Below are 17,436 nucleotides of genomic sequence, written 5' to 3' on the forward strand. Positions count from 1 at the left end.
GACGGTTATCCGTTCTGATAAAGCCCCGGCCCGCGCCGGGGCTTTGTTTTTTGCACAGGGTTTTCGTCAAAAGCATGGAAAGATGATCTTCGGGGGCGCGGCGCGGGGTTGACGCGGCGGGCGGCAAAAAGGATTGTGTGCCAAATTTCGTTAAAGGGGGCTTTTGTATGGCTCGTATTACTGGGGTGGCCGTCACGGCGACCTGTCTGGCAATGATCGGGACGGCAGGGTTTGCAGATGTCACGGCGCAGGATGTCTGGACCAATGTGCAGGATCTGTATCGCGGGATGGGGTTCGAGGTTTCGGCTCAATCCGTCACGCCGAATGGCAAGGGCCTGACCGTTCAGGGCGTGACACTGACGCGCGAGGCACCGGGCAGCGACAAGGTGACATCCGCCAACAGTTTCACGGTCTCAAAGCTCGACTTTATCGAGATGGGCGACGGGCGTGTGCGTGTGGATATCGGCAAGGATATCAAAGGCGATAGCAAGACGGTGCTCGAGGGTAAGCCGGTTGTGACGGCGGCCTCCGATTTCCGCGTGAAGGGGGCCGATGTGGTGGCCTCGGGCGTGCCGCAGAATGTGCATTACGATCTGCGGATTGATGATCTACAGATGGATCTCAAGCAGACCGTGCATCAGGACGAGGCCGATTTCCCGACCGTTGTGACCCTTGGCCTGACCGGTATGAAGGGCGATTTCAATAACGACCTGCGCGCGGGCACCAAGCAAAGCGGCACCTATCACATCGATCAGGGCACTCTGAACGGGAAGGGCAGCGATCCGGCTGGCGGCAGCTTTGTCGTGGCTGGGGCGCTCAGCGATATTTCTACCGACATGTCCACGACCCTGCCGGAGGGCGTCACGCTTGACGGCAAGATGGCCGCCTATAGCACCCCGGGCGTGGAAAGCCGCCTGTTCAGCAAGGTCGGCCCGATGTCGCTGAATTTCGACGCGCAATCGGAAGATGGCGACGCCAGCATCCAGTTCAAGGCGGAGCATGGCGATCAGAAAATCGACATGAAAGACGGCATGGTTTTCTACCATGCCAACGGCAATGCCATCAAAATGAACGTCAAGGCACCGAATATGCCGATCGAGGCTTCTTTCGCGCTTGATCATGCGCAAAGCGGTGCGGATTTCCCGATCGCGGCGGGCAAGGATCCCAAACCCTTCGGGCTGGATCTGGGCCTTTCCGGTCTGACGCTGAGCGATCAGGTCTGGACCATGCTCGACCCGCAAGGCAAGCTGCCGCATGATCCCGCCCATCTCGACCTCAAGCTGTCGGGCCATGCTCTGGTCAATCAGGACATCTTCTCGGAAGATTTCGCAACGCTTCCCGGCGCGCCGGGCGAGTTGCGGGATATGAACCTCGATACCCTGCATCTGAATGCGGTCGGGGTGGATCTGCAAGGGAAAGGCGCGGTAACGTTTGACAGTGCGGCGGGGATTCCGTGGCCGGTGGGCAAAGTGCATCTGGCGCTGAGCGGGGCCAAGGGGCTGATGTCGAAACTGACCGATATGGGGCTTTTGCCGCAGGATCAGGCGATGTTTGCCCAGATGATCCTCGGGCTATATGCAAAACCAACCGGTGACGATGCGATGGAAACCGATCTGGAATTTGCCGAAGACGGGCAAATTCTGGCAAATGGCCAGCGTATCCAGTAAGAGCATGAGAAATCGTGTGAGTCGCCCGGTCCGTGCCGGGCGTCTTGCCATCTAGACCAAGGAGACCCCCATGTCTGATCTCAGTGATCTGACCGCCCGACTGCTGGACGCTGCCAAGAAGGCAGGGGCGCAGAGCGCGGATGCGATGGCCGTCGATGGTACGGCGGTGTCGATTGACGTGCGGCAGGGGGCTCTGGAACAGGCCGAACGCGCCGAAGGGGTCGAGATCGGTTTGCGGGTGCTGATTGGCGGGCGTCAGGCCTGCGTGTCGGCATCGGATATTTCCGACCGCACGATCAGTGACATGGCCGAGCGTGCGGTAACGATGGCGCGGATTGCGCCTGAAGACCCCTATGCGGGCCTTGCCGATCCGTCGCAGCTTGCCCGTGATTGGGATATTGCGGCGCTCGAGCTGGAGGACCCCTCTGACGATCCCACCGCGCAGGCTCTGGAAGAGGACGCCCTGCGTCTTGAGGCCGCGGCTCTGGCGGTGGAGGGGATCACCCAAGTGTCGGCCGCGTCTGCGTCCTTCACGCGCCAACGTGTTGAAATGGCCGCCAGCAACGGATTTAGCGGCGGGTATGCGCGTTCATCGCGGGGGCTGTCCGGTGTGGCGATCTCGGGCGAGGGCCTGACGATGGAACGCGATTATGCCGGAGAAAGCCGCATCTTTCAGGCCGATCTGCCCAGCCCCGAAGAGGTGGGGCGTCTGGCGGCAGAGCGGACCGTTGCACGGCAGAACCCGCGCCGCCCGAAAACCGGTGCCTATCCGGTTCTGATCGACGAGCGCGTGTCCTCGAGCCTGATCTCGCATCTGTTGTCGGCGGTGAATGGCAGCTCGATCTCGCGCGGGTCCTCGTGGCTGCGCGATGCAATGGGCGAGCAGGTTCTGCCGGAGACGATGTCGATCATCGAAGACCCGCATCGCGTGCGGATTTCGCGCTCCCGCCCGTTCGATGCCGAGGGTCTGCCGACCCGTCGGAGGGTGATCGTGGAAAACGGGGTTCTGAAAAGCTGGACGCTGGATCTGGCAACCGCGCGCAAGCTCGGGCTTGAGAGCACCGGCAATGCCTCGCGCGGTCTGTCTTCCGCGCCGGCCCCTGCGGCGGGGAATATCGCCTTGACCCAAGGGGATCTCAGCCGCGAGGCGCTGATGGCGCAGATGGGCACAGGCCTTCTGGTGACCTCGTTCATCGGTGCCACGATCAACCCTAACACCGGCGATTATTCGCGTGGGGTCAACGGGTTCTGGATCGAGAACGGGCAGATTGCCTATGCTGTTAATGAGTGCACGATTGCGGGCAACCTGCGTGATATGCTGCGCAGCATGATCGCGGCCAATGATGCGCGTGCGCATCTCAGCCATGTTGTTCCGTCGCTTCTGGTTGAGGGGTTAACACTTGCCGGTGAATGATTACATCGACGATCTGCAGCTTCTTGAGAAGGTCGCGCGCGAGGCGGGCGAGCTGTCACTGCAATATTGGAAACAATCCCCCGAGGCGTGGAACAAGCCCGCCGATCAGGGCCCCGTCTCCGAGGCCGATCTGGCGGTGAACGACTTTCTGGAAAGCCATCTGCGCGGGGCGCGCCCTGCCTATGGCTGGCTTTCGGAAGAAAGTGTGGATGGGGCTGAACGCCTTGAAAACGAACGTGTCTTCATCATCGACCCGATTGATGGAACCCGCGCGTTTCTGGGCGAGGATCCGGGGTTCGGGCAGTCTGTCGCGGTGGCCGAAAACGGGCGCGTGATCGCCGGTGTCGTGCACATGCCCGCGCTGGACCTGACCTATACCGCCACGCTGGACGGGCCTGCGCTGCTGAATGGCGCACCGATCCAGCCCAGCAAGACCACGCAGATACGCGGCGCTACGGTGCTGACCTCGAAGCTGAGCGATGATCCGGGGATCTGGCTGAACGGCTTTCCGGGCTACGAGCGCGCCTTCCGTCCCTCTATGGCGTGGCGGCTATGTCTGGTGGCCGAGGGGCGTTTTGACGCAACGATCTCCATGCGCAAGTCCTGGGAATGGGATGTGGCGGCCGCCAGTCTGATCGCGGAGCGCGCGGGGGTGCGGGTGACCAACCGCCTTGGCGAACCTTTCGGCTTTAACCGTCCGGAATGTCAGGAGGACGGGCTGGTTGTGGCGCCGCCGGAATTGCATGCGGATTTCATGGCACAGCTTCGGAACTAGGGCTCGATAAAACTTTAATCAAAGTCGCTAGTTACGAATTGCTAACGATTTCGCCCTAGCGTCCCACAAAGCAAGAATTGCGTTTGCGGGGCGAATCCCATGATCAATTACCGGCGGCTACTGGCTGTCTTTTTAATCGGTATCCTCGGGCTTGCGTCCGTGGTGTTGGCGGATGAGGCGCCGCTTTCTGCCTTGCGTGCGGATGTGATGGCGGTCTGGAACGATCCTGCCCCTTCGGACGGCCTGCCGGAGATCCCCGAGCTGCCGGAGCTTGCCCAGCTTCCTGATGGGCGCGTGCTGCGTGCCGATGCGCTTGTGGCCGAGACCCCGCCCGAGCCGCGGGTCAATACCTACCCGTTCTTCCAGAAGGGCACCGCAACGTCGTCGACCGGTGCGGGCAGCCTGTTTGCCGTTGCCCCGCCGACACTGGCCCCCATGACGGATGTCGCTGCCGAAAATGACGCGGCCTTCGCGCAGGAGGACGCACAGTGAAAATCACCATTGCCCAAATCTTCCAGCCGACGATCCTGCTGGCACTGGCCCTGATGGCGGTCATCGTGATGATGATTCTGCCGGTTCCGTCATGGGTGCTGGATCTGGGGCTGGCGGTGTCTTTTGCCATCGCGATCCTGATCTTCACCATCACGCTTTTCATCGAACGACCGCTGGATTTCTCGTCTTTCCCGACGGTTCTGCTAACCTCGATGATGCTGCGGCTTTCGCTCAATGTTTCCTCGACCAAGCTGATCATCGGGCAGGGCCATACCGGCACCGGTGCGGCGGGGGGCGTGATCGAGGGCTTCGCGAATTTCATCATGAGCGGCTCTGTCCTGATCGGTCTGGTGGTGTTCTGTGTGATCCTGATCGTGAACTTCATCGTGATCACCAAGGGCGCAGGCCGGATGGCCGAAGTGGGGGCGCGCTTTGCTCTGGACGCGATGCCGGGCAAGCAGCTCGCTATTGATGCCGATATGAGCGCGGGGGCCATCGACCATGCCGAAGCGCGTACCCGCCGCGAGCGTGAACAGAAGGAAACCACCTTCTTCGGCTCGCTCGACGGGGCGTCGAAATTTGTGAAGGGGGATGCGGTTGCGGGCCTGATGATCACGATGCTCAACATGATTGTGGGGCTGTCGATCGGCATGGCGGTGCATGGTATGGCGCTATCGGATGCGCTCAAGACCTATGCGATCCTCACGGTTGGCGATGGTCTGGTCAGCCAGATCCCCGCCGTGATCATCTCGATAGCGACCGCGATCCTGCTGTCGCGCGGTGGAGCCAATGGCTCGGCCGATAGCGACCTTTTCGGACAGCTTTCGAAATATCCGCCGGCGCTGATTACCGTGGGCGTGCTGATGGCGCTTTTCGCATTGGTGCCGGGCCTGCCTTTTGTGCCCTTCATGCTGGGGGCTGCGGCTTTGGGCGGTGCTGCCTATCATCTGCACAAGAAGACCAAGAAAGAAGAGGCCAAGGCGGCCATGCGCATGCCGCCCCCCGAACCCAAGAAGAAGAAATCTATGGGGGATGTGCTGGATGTCGATGATATCCATGTGGAATTTTCCGCCGATCTGGTGGCAATGGCGCTGGACCCCGCGACGGGACTGGATGTGCGGATCAACAATATGCGCAATCATGTGGCGGCAAGCTTCGGTCTGATCCTGCCCGAGATCCGTCTGACCGACGATTCCACGCTGGCCCCGGGGGAATACCGCATCCGCATTCAGGGGGTCGAACAGGCGCGTGACAGGCTATACCCCGAAAAGGTGCTGGCCCTGCTGGCGGATAATGCCGAATTGCTTCCCAAAGGGGAAAATGTCCGCGAGCCGGTCTATGGCGCGCCCGCCCGCTGGGTGCCGCTGGATGCGCAGGAAGAGGCGGCGCTGACGGGGTCGACCGTGGTGACACCGACCGAGGTTCTGGCGACCCATCTTCTGGAAGTCATCAAGAACAATTTCGGGCGCCTGATGACGCTGAAGACATTGCGCCGCCTGCTGGAGGAAACCGGCAACCTCTCAGATCCGGCCCGTGGCGAGGCCAACCGCCGTATCCTCGACGAGCTGGTGCCGGATAAAGTGTCGATCGATATGCTGCTGGCGGTGTTGCGTCTGCTGCTGGAAGAGCGTGTTTCCATCCGTAATCTGCTGCTGATCGTCGAGGCGATCTCCGAGGCGCGCGGGATGAGTTCGCCCGAATTGATCACCGAGCATGTCCGCCAGCGGCTGGGCTTCCAGCTTGTCGCGGAATACCGCCGCGAGGATGGCACCTTGCCCCTGCTGCAACTGGCACCGGAATGGGAAGAGACCTTTACGGCCTATCAACTGCCCGGTGATAACGGGAATGGGGATATTGCGCTTCCGCCCGAGAAATTCTCGCGTCTGGTCAATAACATCGCGGAACGTATCGCTCGGGTGGGGGAGCAGGGCGTGTTTCCGGCCATCGTGACCTCGGCGCGTCGGCGGCGGTTCATCAAGACCGTTCTGGGGGCCAAGGGGATTTCGGCACCGGTGCTGTCTTTCGAAGAGATCGGGCTGGATGCGAAACCTGCGATGCTGGGGGTGGTGCCCGCATGATCGATCTGGCGGCGCAAGTGCTCAATCTTACCCATCAGGGGTTCATGATCGCTTTCGCGGTATTCCTGCGGGTCGGGGCGATGGTATCGGTCATGCCCGGCTTCGGCGAACAGAACCTGTCGAGCCGCGTCAAGCTGGGCGCGGCTTTGGCCTTCACGGCAGTGGTGGCCCCCGCGGTCAGCCCGCAGCTTGCGCACTTGCCCCATGATGTCAGCCTTGGCCTGATCCTGCCCGAAACCGCGATCGGCCTTTCGATCGGTGTGATCATGCGGATGTTCATCTACGGGCTGCAAATGGCGGGGATGATCATCGCGCAGGCGACCTCTTTGGCCCAGATTTTCGGGGCGGGCGGCGAATCCCAGCCTGCCGTCGGCTTCATGCTGACCACGGCGGGGCTGGCGCTGGCCTTTGCGATGGGGCTGCATGTGCAGGCGGCCGAACTGATGATCGGCTCTTATAAAGCCTTCCCCTTTGGACAGTTTCCCGCCCCCGACCTGATCCGTGAATGGGGGGTTGCCGGTGTCGCGAAATCGTTTCGGCTGGGCTTTTCCATCGCGGCCCCGTTTGTCATTCTCGGGCTGGTCTATAATGCCGCGCTGGGGGTGATCAACCGCGCGATGCCGCAGCTTATGGTGGCCATGATCGGCGCACCGGCCATCACTCTGGCAGGGATCGTGCTGATGGCAATCGCTTTGCCCACAGGGCTTATTGTCTGGCGCGAGGCCTTCGGGAGCTTCCTCTTCAACCCGTTTTCGGTGATGCGATGAGTGGCGATACCGATGAAAGCGAAAAGGAATACGAGGCCACACAGCAAAAGCTGGATCGGGCGCGGGAAAAGGGTGATCTTGTCAAATCCGCCGAGATTACGGTGGCCGCCTCTTATGCCGGTGTGCTGATCGCATCCTATGCCTTCGGAGGCGAGACGCTGCTGAAGCTGGGGTCACGGCTGATGGAGTTTCTCGGCCATGTCGATATGCTGCAAGAGCAGATGGAGTCCGGTGGCTCCACCATTGCGGGCGGAATCATCGGCGAAGTCGTCGCACCGCTTGTCTTGTGGTTTATCGTGCCGATGGTGCTGGTTCTGGCGGCGCTTCTGGCGCAGAAGGCGATCGTTTTCGCGCCTGAAAAGCTGATGCCCAAAGGCAGCCGCATCAATCCGCTTTCGAATGCCAAGCAGAAATACGGTCCGAACGGTCTGTTCGAGTTTCTCAAGAGCTTCGTGAAGCTGGTGATTGTGGCGATTTTGCTGGGATGGTTCATTCAGCGCCATCTGGACCGTATCCTGATCTCGCAGCGGGTGGGGGTGGATCTGGCCACTGCGGATCTGATGCATATCATCCTGGAATTTCTGTTTCTTATCACCATGCTGGCCGTGATTGTCGGGGCGGTGGATTATATCTGGCAGCGCTACGAATTTCTGAAGCGGCAGAAAATGACGCGCAAGGAGCTGATGGATGAAATGAAGTCGGCCGAGGGCGATCCCCATATGAAACAGCAGCGTCGCCAGCGCGGGATCGAGATCACGATGAACCAGATGATGGCCGAGGTGCCCAAGGCCGATGTCGTGATGGTCAACCCGACCCATTATGCTGTGGCGCTCAAATGGGACCGTGCCTCGCGTCGGGCACCGATCTGTGTGGCCAAAGGGGTGGATGATGTTGCTCTGAAGATCCGCGAGATCGCGGCAGAGCACAACATTCCGATCCATCGCGACCCGCCCAGCACGCGCGCGCTTTATGCCACGCTGGATATCGGCGACGAGATCAAGAGCGAGCATTACAAGTCTGTCGCGGCCGCAATCCGTTTTGCCGATAAGATGCGTCAGCGCGCACGTCAAAGGAGGGGCGCATGAGTCAGCAGGGATATGGCCGCATGATTGCGATTGCGGCGATGATGAAAGATGTCGAGCTATCCAAACTTGCACGGTTGAAGCAGACGCAGGCGCTGTTGGCCATGAAACAGGGCGAGATCACCCAGTCGGCCAGCACGGCCCTGCGCCAGCCAGTGCAGGATATGACCGATCTGAAGATGATCGAATCCTATCGCGCATGGGCGGGGCGCAAGGTCGAGGCGCTCGAGCAGGAAAAGCGTGCCATGGATGCGCAGGTCGAACAGGCACGGCAGCGTTCGGCACGGCGTTTCGGGCAGCATATGGCGCTGACGAGGATCGACGAACAGATCCGCGATCAGGACAAGATCGAGAAGCTGCGCAAGCAGGAGTTCTAAGGCAGGAGTTCTGGGCAGGAGTTTTGTGCGGGAGGGGAGGCGAGCTGCCTGATCCGTTTTCGGGGGAGGAGGACCGTCGCCGGTCAGGCAGCTCTTTGTGGCGCCCTTTGCAGGGGCCTTGAAGGAAGGAAACGTGTATTCCGTATAACCATCCTCCCGAAAACCGCCCCCCAGATCAAAGCAAAGCTGCGAACCAAGGGGATGGCTGGCGTGAAATTAGTCACATGCCTAAAAAATATTCCATATACGCGCTAGGGTGGTAAAAAACAGGCTGAATGAGGGTGGTTTGCCGCAGCGAAGGCCGGATCGAAGGGGCCCGCGCCTGATTCAAAGGGTTGCGTCAAGCAGCGGACGGGTTATCTGTTCAGGAACGCAAGCGAACAGGGGCGAGATGCAGGAAAGCGATAAAATTGATGCGGCCATAGAGGCGGCGCAGAACAAAGCCGCGCTCCAGTCGCCCGATCCGGCGGATATGCGGGCATTCCGCGCGGCCTTGGGGCGTTTTGCGACGGGGGTCACGGTCGTGACGGCGCGCCGTGACGAGCCTGAAGCCGGTCCGCTGGGGATTGTGGCCAACAGCTTTGCCTCGGTCTCGCTCGACCCGCCGCTGGTTTTGTGGTCTCCGGCGCGGGCTTCGGTGCGGCATGCCCATTTCACGGCTGCCAAGGCCTTTTCGATCCACGTCCTGCATGATGCGCAAGCGGATCTGATTCCACGTTTCGGGCGGAACGGAGCAGGGTTCGACGGGCTGAGCTATGACCTGAATGCGGAAGATGTGCCCGTGCTGCCCGATTTCCATGCGCGTTTCGATTGCGTGACAGAGGCCATGCATGAAGGCGGTGATCATACGATCATCATCGGGCGCGTAATGCGTTTTGCCACGGGCAGCGGGACGCCCATGCTTTTTGCACATGGGGCTTTCGGCACCTTCCAGAAGGTCTGAACAGCGGCGGGTTTCGCGCTTGTTGATGGAAAAAGGCCCCGCAATCGGGGCCTTTGTTTATTTCATCTGGGCAATCTGCGCGGCAAGCTGGCCGAGCGCTGCGCTTTGGGTGCGGGCGATCAGACCCGGATCTGCGGCTTTGCCCGCGACCCCTCCCATCGGCACCGTGATATCAAAGCGGCGCACCGTATCGCCGCCGGAAGCCGCATAGCTTGCGGGCGAGACATAGTAGACCCCGTCCAGATGTACGGCTCCGTCGGCGGCGGCAAGGAAACGATCCACCCGAACCTCGATCTTGCGTTGCGGGTCCGAGGCAAGCGGCCAGGGTTCGGCAATAACGGTCGCGCCCGACATCTCGGAAATCTGCCGTGCCAGCGCCAGCGTCATCGCGCGTTTGGGGTCATCGGCCCAGATATTGTCGGGGCTGGAGCGCAGTGCCCCATCCGGCGTCTGGAATGCGATTTCCTGTCCCGATGCATAATCGGGCAGCGAGATCTCACGCAGTTCGGCGCGGCCAAGACGGTTGGGCAGCGTGTCTTTGGCCGGAGCCGGATCAATGGCATATTGTGCCGTGTCCAGCGGATCCGAGCAGGCGGCCAGTGTTACCAGCGCGGCACCAATCAGGGAGAAGGTCGTAAAACGTATCATCATGTCCATCCTCAGCGCCCGGTAATGAAGGCTTGCGGGTTACGTTCGATCATGCGTGCGAGCGAGCCGACCGCATCAATTGTGCGGCGCAGATCACGCATCGTGTCCATGACTTGCGAATTGAAGTTAGAGCGGTCGCCATAAGCACCGACAAGCCCCTGTGCCTGCGTTGTCAGGTCTTGCAACTGCTTGGTCAGTGCGGGCAGACGGTCGCTGGCCGACTGGATCGACCCCGCCGCATCCTGCGCGGCGGTGAGGGTGCCGTTCAGCTTCTCGGCCACACCGCCTTCTCGCAGCTCGCGCAGAAGGCCCGCAAGCTGTTGCAGCGTATCCGACAGGTTCTGCGGCAGGGCTTCGGCATCATCGGTGTTCAGCATCTTGCGCAGGTCACCCAGGATCCCGTCAACCTTATCCCCGATATCGCCCAGCGGCATATCCGCGATCCGCTGTGCCGCTTTGTCGGCCGAGGCCAGCGTGTCGTTCAGGCCCTCGATCTCGGTCATCACGCTATCTGCGGCCTGCGAGACATTATCAATGGCATCGCTGGCTTTCTTGCCCGCATCATTCTTGTTCAGCTCGTTGACCAGACTGCGGATCTCGCCCAGCGTTCCTGCCAGCTCGTCGGGAATCTGCTTGGTGCGATCCTGCCCCGCGATTGCGGTGATCGACTGGAACATCTGCGTGGCCGATGTCATCAGCTCTTCGATGGGCAGGCTCTCGACGCGCTTGAACACGCCCTCGGCCGAGGTTGCCAGTGAATTGGCTGTCTGCGGCGCGGTCGGGATGGTCGGATAGGGCGCGGCCTTGGTGTCCATCTCGGCCTTCGGTCTGTCGGGCACATCGGTCAGTTCGATCACCAGCGTCTGGCCCAGAAGGCCGGTGCCGGTGATGCGGGCGCGCAGACCGTTTGCCACCTCGTTCTCCAAGAATTGGGTCACGATGTCATTGTCGGTATTGCGCTCCAGCCCCAGACGTTCGGGCGACAGCGAGATAACCACCTGCTGGCGCGCGAATTTCGTGCCGAGGCTGTCTTCGGAAACCTTGATCGACAGGTCGGTGACCTCGCCGGCCTCGACGCCACGGAACTCGACCTTGGTGCCGATCTCGATGCCCTGCACCGGCTCGTCGAACAGCAGGGTATAGCGTGCCGGCTCGAAGAACTCGCCGCCGAAAATGGAGTTGCGGGCCTCGTTCTCGTCTTTGAAGAGGCGGTAGGGGAAGCCGTTCTGGATGAAGCTGCCGCCCGTGGCCAGAGTGTCGAACTCGACCCCGCCCTGCACGATGGAGGCCAGAGAACGCATATTGACCGACACCCCGTTGGCCCCGAGATTGACCGAAATCCCCGAGGCATCCCAGAAGCGGGTCGTGGTGGTCAGGCGGGCGTTATAGGGCTTGTTGATGAACGCATCGATCAACACGCCGCTGCCCCCCTCGTCCAGACGCAGGTTCTGGATCTTGCCAACAGTGAGGCCGCGATAGATCACCGGCGCGCCTTCGGCCAGTCCACCTGCGTCACGGGCGCGCAGGATAATCTGCGTGCCGGAATTCGGATCTTCGGTGACCGGCTGTTTGTCGAGCCCTTCGAACTCGGTCTGCGGATCGCTGATCTTGTTGTCCCACCAGCCCTGAATGAAGCCGCCCGACAGGACGGTATCCAGCCGCGAGATCCCCTGTGCCGACAGCTCGGGTTTCACGATCCAGAAACGGGCATCCTTGTCGATATATTTCGCCACGTCATTATGAACCCTGATGCCGACGCGCACCCCGCCAAGATCTTTGGTGAAGCCCACTGTCTCGACCGTGCCGACAGAGACTTCGCGATATTTCAGCACGGTCTCGCCTGCGGTGATACCGGTGGCATCCTTGAAATCGACATAGATCAGGGTGCCGCGGTCGGAATAGGTGTGCCAAGCGACATAGAGCGTGATCAGAAGCGCGAAAAGCGGCACAAACCAGATTAGCGACAGTCGTGCCCAAATGGGTTTCTTGGCCTGTGTCTTTTGCAGGTCGGCGGGTTTGGGATCTTCGGTCATTCGGAGGCAGGTCTTTCTACGCTACGCCAGATCAGGCGTGGATCGAAACTTTGGGCCGAGAGCATGGTGAGTGCTACGGAGAGGGCAAAGGCCGCCGCCGCCGGACCCGGATGGATCGAGGCGACAAAGCCAAGTTGGACAAGAGCGGAAAGAATAGCGACCACGAAAACGTCGATCATCGACCAGCGACCGATAAATTCGACGATCTCGTAGATCATAAGACGTTTGTGCCCGCCGTCTTTCTTGCCCGATCTTACGGTGAAGGCCAGATAGGCGACAGCGAAGAATTTCGCGATGGGGATGCAGACCGACGCCAGAAAGACGATGGCGGCAATTCCGTAATTGTGGTGGCCCATCAGGGTGATGACCCCGCCGATAATGGTCGAGGGGCTATCGGTGGCCAGAAATTTCGTATGCATGATCGGGTAGAGATTGGCCGGGATATAGGCAATCAGACCGGCCCACCAGAAGGCCCAGACCCGTTCAAGCGATGCCTCATTGACAGGCTTCAGCTTTGCCCCGCAGCGCCCGCAGCGCTGTTGATCCTTCGGCCAGACGCGCCCGCATTGCTGACATCCGATCAGCCCTGCATCGGTGGCGGAGAGATATCTCATTTCTTCCCGATGGCGTCCCATATTACCCATTTGCTCATGAAACTGTTTTTCAGCGCCATTATGACAATCAGGGCGCAGAAGGCCCAGAAGGCCGGTCCGAAGGAGATCGTGGCAAGGCCGCCGATTTTCACCAGGGCGACGGCGGTCCCGATAATGAAGATCTCGGCCATCGACCAGGGCTGCAACCGTTCGGCCAGCCGGAACACGCCGCGTGCTTTGGGCCAGGGCTTCTTGTCGAAGCTGAGTGGCAGAAGGACATAGATCAGCGCACCGAAGCGGAAAACCGGAACCCCGATGATCAGCGCGACGGTGGCCACCGAAAGCAGGGCCAGCCAGCCGCCCGAGAAGGCGGAGGCCGCCCCGAGGACCGAGCTTTCATGGGTGAGCCCGCGGGCCGAAATCTGCAGGAAGGGGAAGCAGAACGCCGCAACCATCAGGATCATCGCCGTAAAGGACAAGGCCACGACATGCAGGAAGGACCGATTGCGCGGAGCAATCAGCAAGGTGCCGCAGCAGGCACAGGTCGCGCGTTCGTCCTCGCCGATCTGCGAGAGATGGTGCAGCGTATCACAATGGGGACAAGCAATAAGCTTGCTGTGATCTTCTGTCATATTCATGTCGGCTAATTTAGCTTGCTGCGGTGGGCATACAAGCGCAGTGCACGTGATCGCGGCGTAAATGTCACGCATTTTAAGTGTTAAACAGTGTTTAAGATCACTTTGCTACAACCGGCTTGGGTGAAAAGAGGTGGTGGCATGAGCTCTGGTGATAATCAGGCCCCTATTATTATCAAACGCAAGAAGGTGTCCGGTGGGGACGGGCACCACGGCGGTGCATGGAAGGTGGCCTATGCCGACTTCGTGACCGCTATGATGGCGTTTTTCCTTCTGATGTGGCTGTTGAACGCGACGACCGAGAAGCAGCGCAAAGGCATTGCGGATTACTTCAATCCCACGATTGCGGTGAACCGGATCTCGGGTGGCGGCGATGGCTCTTTCGGGGGGGATTCCATCTTTTCCGAAGAGACGATCGCGCAGATGGGCACCGGTGCGTCGATGAATATGCCAACCGAGGCGCGGCAGGCGCGCGGCCAAAGTGGTGTGGAAGCCAAGGACGAGAGCGAAGCGGCCGAATTCGACCAGGTGGCGGCGAAAATAGAAGAGGCGCTGATGGGGATCGGCGGCGAATCCATGGTGACCGACAAGATGTCGCGCCATATCGTGACCAAGGTGACAGATGAGGGGCTGATCGTGGAGTTTTTCGATCTGGCCGACGAGCCGCTTTTTGCGCCCGATACCAGTACGCCGGAACCGATTCTCGAAGAGTTGGTGGCGATGGTCACACGGGTGTTCGATCTGGTGCCCAATGAGGTGGCGATTAACGGTTTCACCCGTGCCTATCCTGAAATGCTGCGCCAGAATCCCGTTTGGGATCTGTCGACAGAGCGAGTGCAGCAGGTCCGGATGCTGATGCAGGGCGACGGGTTCGACAAGCGGCGAATCCAGCGTGTGACAGGGTTTGCAGATCGCAAGCCTGCCAGTGAAATTCCGATGTCTATCCGCAATAACCGGCTGGAAATCGTCCTTTTACGAAAGTGATCAGGCTGTCCCGCATACAATTTGCGGGACAATTTCTGTGAGAATTTTATTCGTTAGGGTGATCTTAAGAGGGCTAGGGCAAATCTGCGGGAGATCGAACGACACGTAGCAGCAGAAAGGCGCATAAATGTCGATTTCCTCCTCGCTTAACGCAGGCGTTGCCGGCCTGGCGGCGAACTCTACGAAGTTGTCCACCATTTCGGACAACATCGCGAATTCCGGAACCTATGGCTATAAACGTGCTGAAACAGAATTTTCCAGCATGGTGCTGTCGCAGACTGCGAACTCCTATTCCGCAGGGGGGGTCCGTGCGAGCACGTCCCGTATCGTGGACGAGCAGGGCGCATTGGTATCGACCTCGAATGCGCTTGATCTGGCGGTATCGGGGCGCGGCTTCCTGCCGGTGATCTCGGAGGTGGCTCTTGAGAACGCGCAAAGCAACCAGACGCTCCAACTGACCACGACCGGTGCATTCCGGACCGATGAGGATGGTGTTCTGAAAACCAATACCGGCCTTGTCTTGCTGGGCTGGCCGGCAAATGCCGACGGGACCATTCCGACCTATGCACGCGATTCGGTCTCGGGGTTGCAGCCCGTGGTGATCAACGCGAACCAGACGGCGGGTGACCCCACCACGAAGGTCAATCTGGGTGTCAACCTTCCGGCTGTTGATGTGGACGACACGACGTCGCTGCCGCTATCCGTTGAATATTACGGCAACCTCGGGACATCGGAATCGCTCAATGTGACTTTCACGCCGGCGCTGGATACCAGTGGCAATGTGATCGAGAATACATGGACGATGGAGCTGCGCGATTCGGCCACGGAAGATGACGCTGCGACGACGGCTGACGAAAATCTGCTGGCATCCTACACCTTGGTCTTCGATAACACGACGACCAATGGCGGTACGCTGAAGTCGGTGACCCCGATCGGCACCTCGCCGGCCTATGATTCGACCAATGGCACGGTCACGTTGTCTGCCGCGGAAGGGCTGCAGACCATTGATCTTACCATCGGCAAAATTGGCGATACCAATGGTCTGACCCAGCTTTCGGACAGCTTCTCGCCCACCAATGTGACGCGGGACGGCTCTCCTGTCGGAAGCCTGACCACTGTCGAGGTCGATGAGAATGGCTATGTGAACGCGACCTACGATACGGGCTTTACGCGGACGATCTACCAAATTCCGCTTGTTGACGTGCCCAACGCCAATGGCCTGACGGCCAACGATAACCAGACTTTCGAGATTAGTGGTGAATCCGGCAGCTTCTTCTTGTGGGATGCCGGTGATGGCCCGACCGGTGCAATCGAAGGGTACGCTCGCGAGGGGTCCTCTGTCGACGTTGCCAAGGAATTGACGGATCTGATCCAGACCCAACGTGCCTATTCATCGAATGCAAAGGTCATCCAGACCGTGGATGAGATGTTGCAAGAAACTACGAACATTAAACGCTGATTTTGAGATGATCGCTCTCTAAGGAGACAGAAGATGTCGCTTTCCGCCGCTTTTACCAATGCGCTTTCGGGGCTGACCGTTTCGAGCAAAATGGCGCAAGTTGTGTCCTCAAACGTCGCGAACGCGATGACAGAGGGGTATGGGCGGCGGACAGTCGAAACATCGGCTGTCTCTGCCGGGGGTGTTGGCTATGGCGTTCGTATTGATGGTGTAACGCGTCAGGTCAATGAGAGCCTTATCCAGGATCGACGTCTTGCCGATGCGGCTGCCGGCGAAGCGGGTGTTGTCGCGGATTTCTATGCCTCGATCGAGGATATGATCGGAGACCCGACCAGTGATAGCTCCCTGTCCGCGAAAATGGCAAATTTCGAATCGGCATTGGTCGAAGCGGCGAGTTCGCCCGATAGCACCGGACGTCTGACGACAGTGGTGAACACGGCCAAGACGGTTGCGGAACAACTGAATTCGATGTCAGACGATATCAACGATATTCGTCTAAGTGCGGATCAGCAAATCGGTAAGCAGGTCGATCTGTTGAATTCTACCCTATCGCAGGTAGATGACCTGAATGATGCGATCCTTAAGGCATCGACCAATGGCCGCGATGCCGCCGCTTTGATGGACCAGCGTCAGGCACTGATTGATCAGATTTCAGAGATTGTGCCGTTACAGGTTTATCAACGGGATAACGGTCAGGTTGCACTTTATTCGACCAATGGTGCGACCTTGTTGGATGGTAAGGCCTATGAAATCGGCTATTCCACCAGTGGACGCATGGCGCCTAATTTTTCTCTGGAAGGCGGTACGCTTTCTGGGCTGACGATCAATGGCGAGCCGGTCAGCACCACGTCGAATGGGGCTTTGGGAGGCGGCACGCTGTCTGCCTTGTTCGAGGTGCGAGATGAACTGGCCCCTGCCGCGCAAGAGCAGATTGATTCTGTGGCGCGCGATCTCATCGAGCGTCTTGGCGCATCTGGTGCCGATACGACGATTACGTCTGGCAGTGCGGGCTTTTTCACGGATGCTGGTTCCGCTTTTGATAGCACAGATGAACTGGGACTGGCTGGACGAATCGAGGTGAATGAACTGATTGACCCGTCTGAGGGCGGGGAGGTTTGGCGCGTTCGCGATGGCCTTTATGCAAGTACTGCAGGCGATGTCGGCAATAGTACTTTGCTGAACGGTATCGCTGACGCTCTGATCGAGAGTCGTTCGGCGTCTTCCTCGGCATTTGGTGGGACAAGCTATTCTGCATCCGGTTTAATGTCAGAATTGCTGTCTAATTACTCGTCTGCCCGCCAAAGCGCCGAGATGACAGAAAGTTACACGACGGCCAAACAGGATGCATTGGTCGAGGAAGAGCTTTCGCTCGGGGTCGATACGGATCAGGAGCTTCAATCTTTGCTTCAAATCGAGCAATCCTACGCTGCTAACGCAAAAGTAATGCAAACGTTGGACACTCTGATGCAGCAGCTTCTGGAGATCTGAT

General features: G+C 59.5%; 16 protein-coding genes. 12 read left to right on the top strand and 4 right to left on the bottom strand.

All coding sequences use genetic code 11. The features are described 5' to 3' along the window. Positions 1-167: 167 nt before the first annotated feature. The 9 genes from AC2ISB_RS13510 to AC2ISB_RS13550 all read left to right on the top strand — a co-directional run bounded on the left by AC2ISB_RS13510 (position 168) and on the right by AC2ISB_RS13550 (position 9,595). On the top strand, positions 168-1,667 hold the full coding sequence (locus AC2ISB_RS13510) for a DUF2125 domain-containing protein (RefSeq protein ID WP_486575444.1): 1,500 nt from the start codon (positions 168-170) through the stop codon (positions 1,665-1,667). 70 nt (positions 1,668-1,737) lie between these two features. Next, a complete protein-coding gene (locus AC2ISB_RS13515; protein ID WP_486575446.1) occupies positions 1,738-3,081 on the top strand; it encodes a TldD/PmbA family protein in 1,344 nt (447 codons plus the stop codon). Then, complete coding sequence (locus tag AC2ISB_RS13520) at positions 3,074-3,856, top strand: 3'(2'),5'-bisphosphate nucleotidase CysQ (protein ID WP_406721627.1); 783 nt, start codon at positions 3,074-3,076, stop codon at positions 3,854-3,856. The genes AC2ISB_RS13515 and AC2ISB_RS13520 overlap by 8 nt, the downstream gene beginning before the upstream one ends. A gap of 99 nt (positions 3,857-3,955) precedes the next feature. Beyond that, positions 3,956-4,348, top strand: coding sequence for a hypothetical protein (locus AC2ISB_RS13525; RefSeq protein WP_339108745.1), 393 nt, complete (start codon positions 3,956-3,958; stop codon positions 4,346-4,348). A gap of 53 nt (positions 4,349-4,401) precedes the next feature. Next, positions 4,402-6,426, top strand: coding sequence for a flagellar biosynthesis protein FlhA (gene flhA / locus AC2ISB_RS13530; protein ID WP_406721628.1), 2,025 nt, complete (start codon positions 4,402-4,404; stop codon positions 6,424-6,426). After that, positions 6,423-7,193: a flagellar biosynthetic protein FliR gene (locus tag AC2ISB_RS13535; protein ID WP_339108747.1), complete on the top strand. Its 771-nt coding sequence runs from the start codon at positions 6,423-6,425 to the stop codon at positions 7,191-7,193. Before flhA ends, AC2ISB_RS13535 begins: the two co-directional genes overlap by 4 nt. Further along, on the top strand, positions 7,190-8,278 hold the full coding sequence (flhB, locus tag AC2ISB_RS13540; RefSeq protein WP_486575448.1) for a flagellar type III secretion system protein FlhB: 1,089 nt from the start codon (positions 7,190-7,192) through the stop codon (positions 8,276-8,278). The genes AC2ISB_RS13535 and flhB overlap by 4 nt, the downstream gene beginning before the upstream one ends. Further along, the gene (locus tag AC2ISB_RS13545; RefSeq protein ID WP_406720142.1) at positions 8,275-8,652 is read left to right on the top strand and encodes a hypothetical protein; all 378 of its coding nucleotides are present in this window, start codon (positions 8,275-8,277) and stop codon (positions 8,650-8,652) included. The genes flhB and AC2ISB_RS13545 overlap by 4 nt, the downstream gene beginning before the upstream one ends. Before the next feature lie 391 nt (positions 8,653-9,043). Continuing rightward, positions 9,044-9,595 carry a flavin reductase family protein gene (locus AC2ISB_RS13550; RefSeq protein ID WP_339108750.1) on the top strand — a complete coding sequence of 184 codons (552 nt, stop codon included), beginning with the start codon at positions 9,044-9,046 and terminating at the stop codon, positions 9,593-9,595. Positions 9,596-9,652: 57 nt separating this feature from the next. Here AC2ISB_RS13550 and AC2ISB_RS13555 read toward each other — a convergent pair whose 3' ends face one another. The 4 genes from AC2ISB_RS13555 to AC2ISB_RS13570 are packed head-to-tail and all read right to left on the bottom strand — an operon-like array spanning position 9,653 to position 13,501. Continuing rightward, complete coding sequence (locus AC2ISB_RS13555; protein ID WP_339108751.1) at positions 9,653-10,246, bottom strand: PqiC family protein; 594 nt, start codon at positions 10,244-10,246, stop codon at positions 9,653-9,655. Positions 10,247-10,254: 8 nt separating this feature from the next. Continuing rightward, positions 10,255-12,276, bottom strand: a complete 2,022-nt coding sequence (locus tag AC2ISB_RS13560) for a PqiB family protein (protein WP_339108752.1) — start codon at positions 12,274-12,276, stop codon at positions 10,255-10,257. Beyond that, a complete protein-coding gene (locus AC2ISB_RS13565; protein WP_339108753.1) occupies positions 12,273-12,890 on the bottom strand; it encodes a paraquat-inducible protein A in 618 nt (205 codons plus the stop codon). Before AC2ISB_RS13565 ends, AC2ISB_RS13560 begins: the two co-directional genes overlap by 4 nt. After that, the gene (locus AC2ISB_RS13570) at positions 12,887-13,501 is read right to left on the bottom strand and encodes a paraquat-inducible protein A (protein WP_486575452.1); all 615 of its coding nucleotides are present in this window, start codon (positions 13,499-13,501) and stop codon (positions 12,887-12,889) included. Before AC2ISB_RS13570 ends, AC2ISB_RS13565 begins: the two co-directional genes overlap by 4 nt. Positions 13,502-13,645: 144 nt before the next feature. Here AC2ISB_RS13570 and AC2ISB_RS13575 point away from each other — a divergent pair, with 144 nt between their 5' ends. From AC2ISB_RS13575 to flgK, 3 genes are all read left to right on the top strand, one after another. Then, positions 13,646-14,488, top strand: coding sequence for a flagellar motor protein MotB (locus AC2ISB_RS13575; RefSeq protein ID WP_339108756.1), 843 nt, complete (start codon positions 13,646-13,648; stop codon positions 14,486-14,488). Between the two features lie 127 nt (positions 14,489-14,615). After that, positions 14,616-15,947, top strand: a complete 1,332-nt coding sequence (locus tag AC2ISB_RS13580; protein ID WP_406720145.1) for a flagellar hook protein FlgE — start codon at positions 14,616-14,618, stop codon at positions 15,945-15,947. A gap of 33 nt (positions 15,948-15,980) precedes the next feature. Beyond that, complete coding sequence (gene flgK, locus AC2ISB_RS13585) at positions 15,981-17,435, top strand: flagellar hook-associated protein FlgK (protein ID WP_486575454.1); 1,455 nt, start codon at positions 15,981-15,983, stop codon at positions 17,433-17,435. Position 17,436 lies beyond the last annotated feature (1 nt).

This window comes from Thioclava sp. NS-SX20 (genome assembly GCF_057380695.1).

Coding starts and splice junctions, on each gene's coding strand:
- AC2ISB_RS13570 (WP_486575452.1), bottom strand. CDS start 13,501: ATGACAGAAGATCACAGCAAGCTTATTGCTTGTCCCCATTGTGATACG.
- AC2ISB_RS13575 (WP_339108756.1), top strand. CDS start 13,646: ATGAGCTCTGGTGATAATCAGGCCCCTATTATTATCAAACGCAAGAAG.
- AC2ISB_RS13525 (WP_339108745.1), top strand. CDS start 3,956: ATGATCAATTACCGGCGGCTACTGGCTGTCTTTTTAATCGGTATCCTC.
- flhA (WP_406721628.1), top strand. CDS start 4,402: ATGGCGGTCATCGTGATGATGATTCTGCCGGTTCCGTCATGGGTGCTG.
- AC2ISB_RS13565 (WP_339108753.1), bottom strand. CDS start 12,890: ATGAGATATCTCTCCGCCACCGATGCAGGGCTGATCGGATGTCAGCAA.
- AC2ISB_RS13555 (WP_339108751.1), bottom strand. CDS start 10,246: ATGATGATACGTTTTACGACCTTCTCCCTGATTGGTGCCGCGCTGGTA.
- AC2ISB_RS13580 (WP_406720145.1), top strand. CDS start 14,616: ATGTCGATTTCCTCCTCGCTTAACGCAGGCGTTGCCGGCCTGGCGGCG.
- AC2ISB_RS13545 (WP_406720142.1), top strand. CDS start 8,275: ATGAGTCAGCAGGGATATGGCCGCATGATTGCGATTGCGGCGATGATG.
- AC2ISB_RS13535 (WP_339108747.1), top strand. CDS start 6,423: ATGATCGATCTGGCGGCGCAAGTGCTCAATCTTACCCATCAGGGGTTC.
- AC2ISB_RS13515 (WP_486575446.1), top strand. CDS start 1,738: ATGTCTGATCTCAGTGATCTGACCGCCCGACTGCTGGACGCTGCCAAG.
- flgK (WP_486575454.1), top strand. CDS start 15,981: ATGTCGCTTTCCGCCGCTTTTACCAATGCGCTTTCGGGGCTGACCGTT.
- AC2ISB_RS13550 (WP_339108750.1), top strand. CDS start 9,044: ATGCAGGAAAGCGATAAAATTGATGCGGCCATAGAGGCGGCGCAGAAC.
- AC2ISB_RS13510 (WP_486575444.1), top strand. CDS start 168: ATGGCTCGTATTACTGGGGTGGCCGTCACGGCGACCTGTCTGGCAATG.
- AC2ISB_RS13560 (WP_339108752.1), bottom strand. CDS start 12,276: ATGACCGAAGATCCCAAACCCGCCGACCTGCAAAAGACACAGGCCAAG.
- flhB (WP_486575448.1), top strand. CDS start 7,190: ATGAGTGGCGATACCGATGAAAGCGAAAAGGAATACGAGGCCACACAG.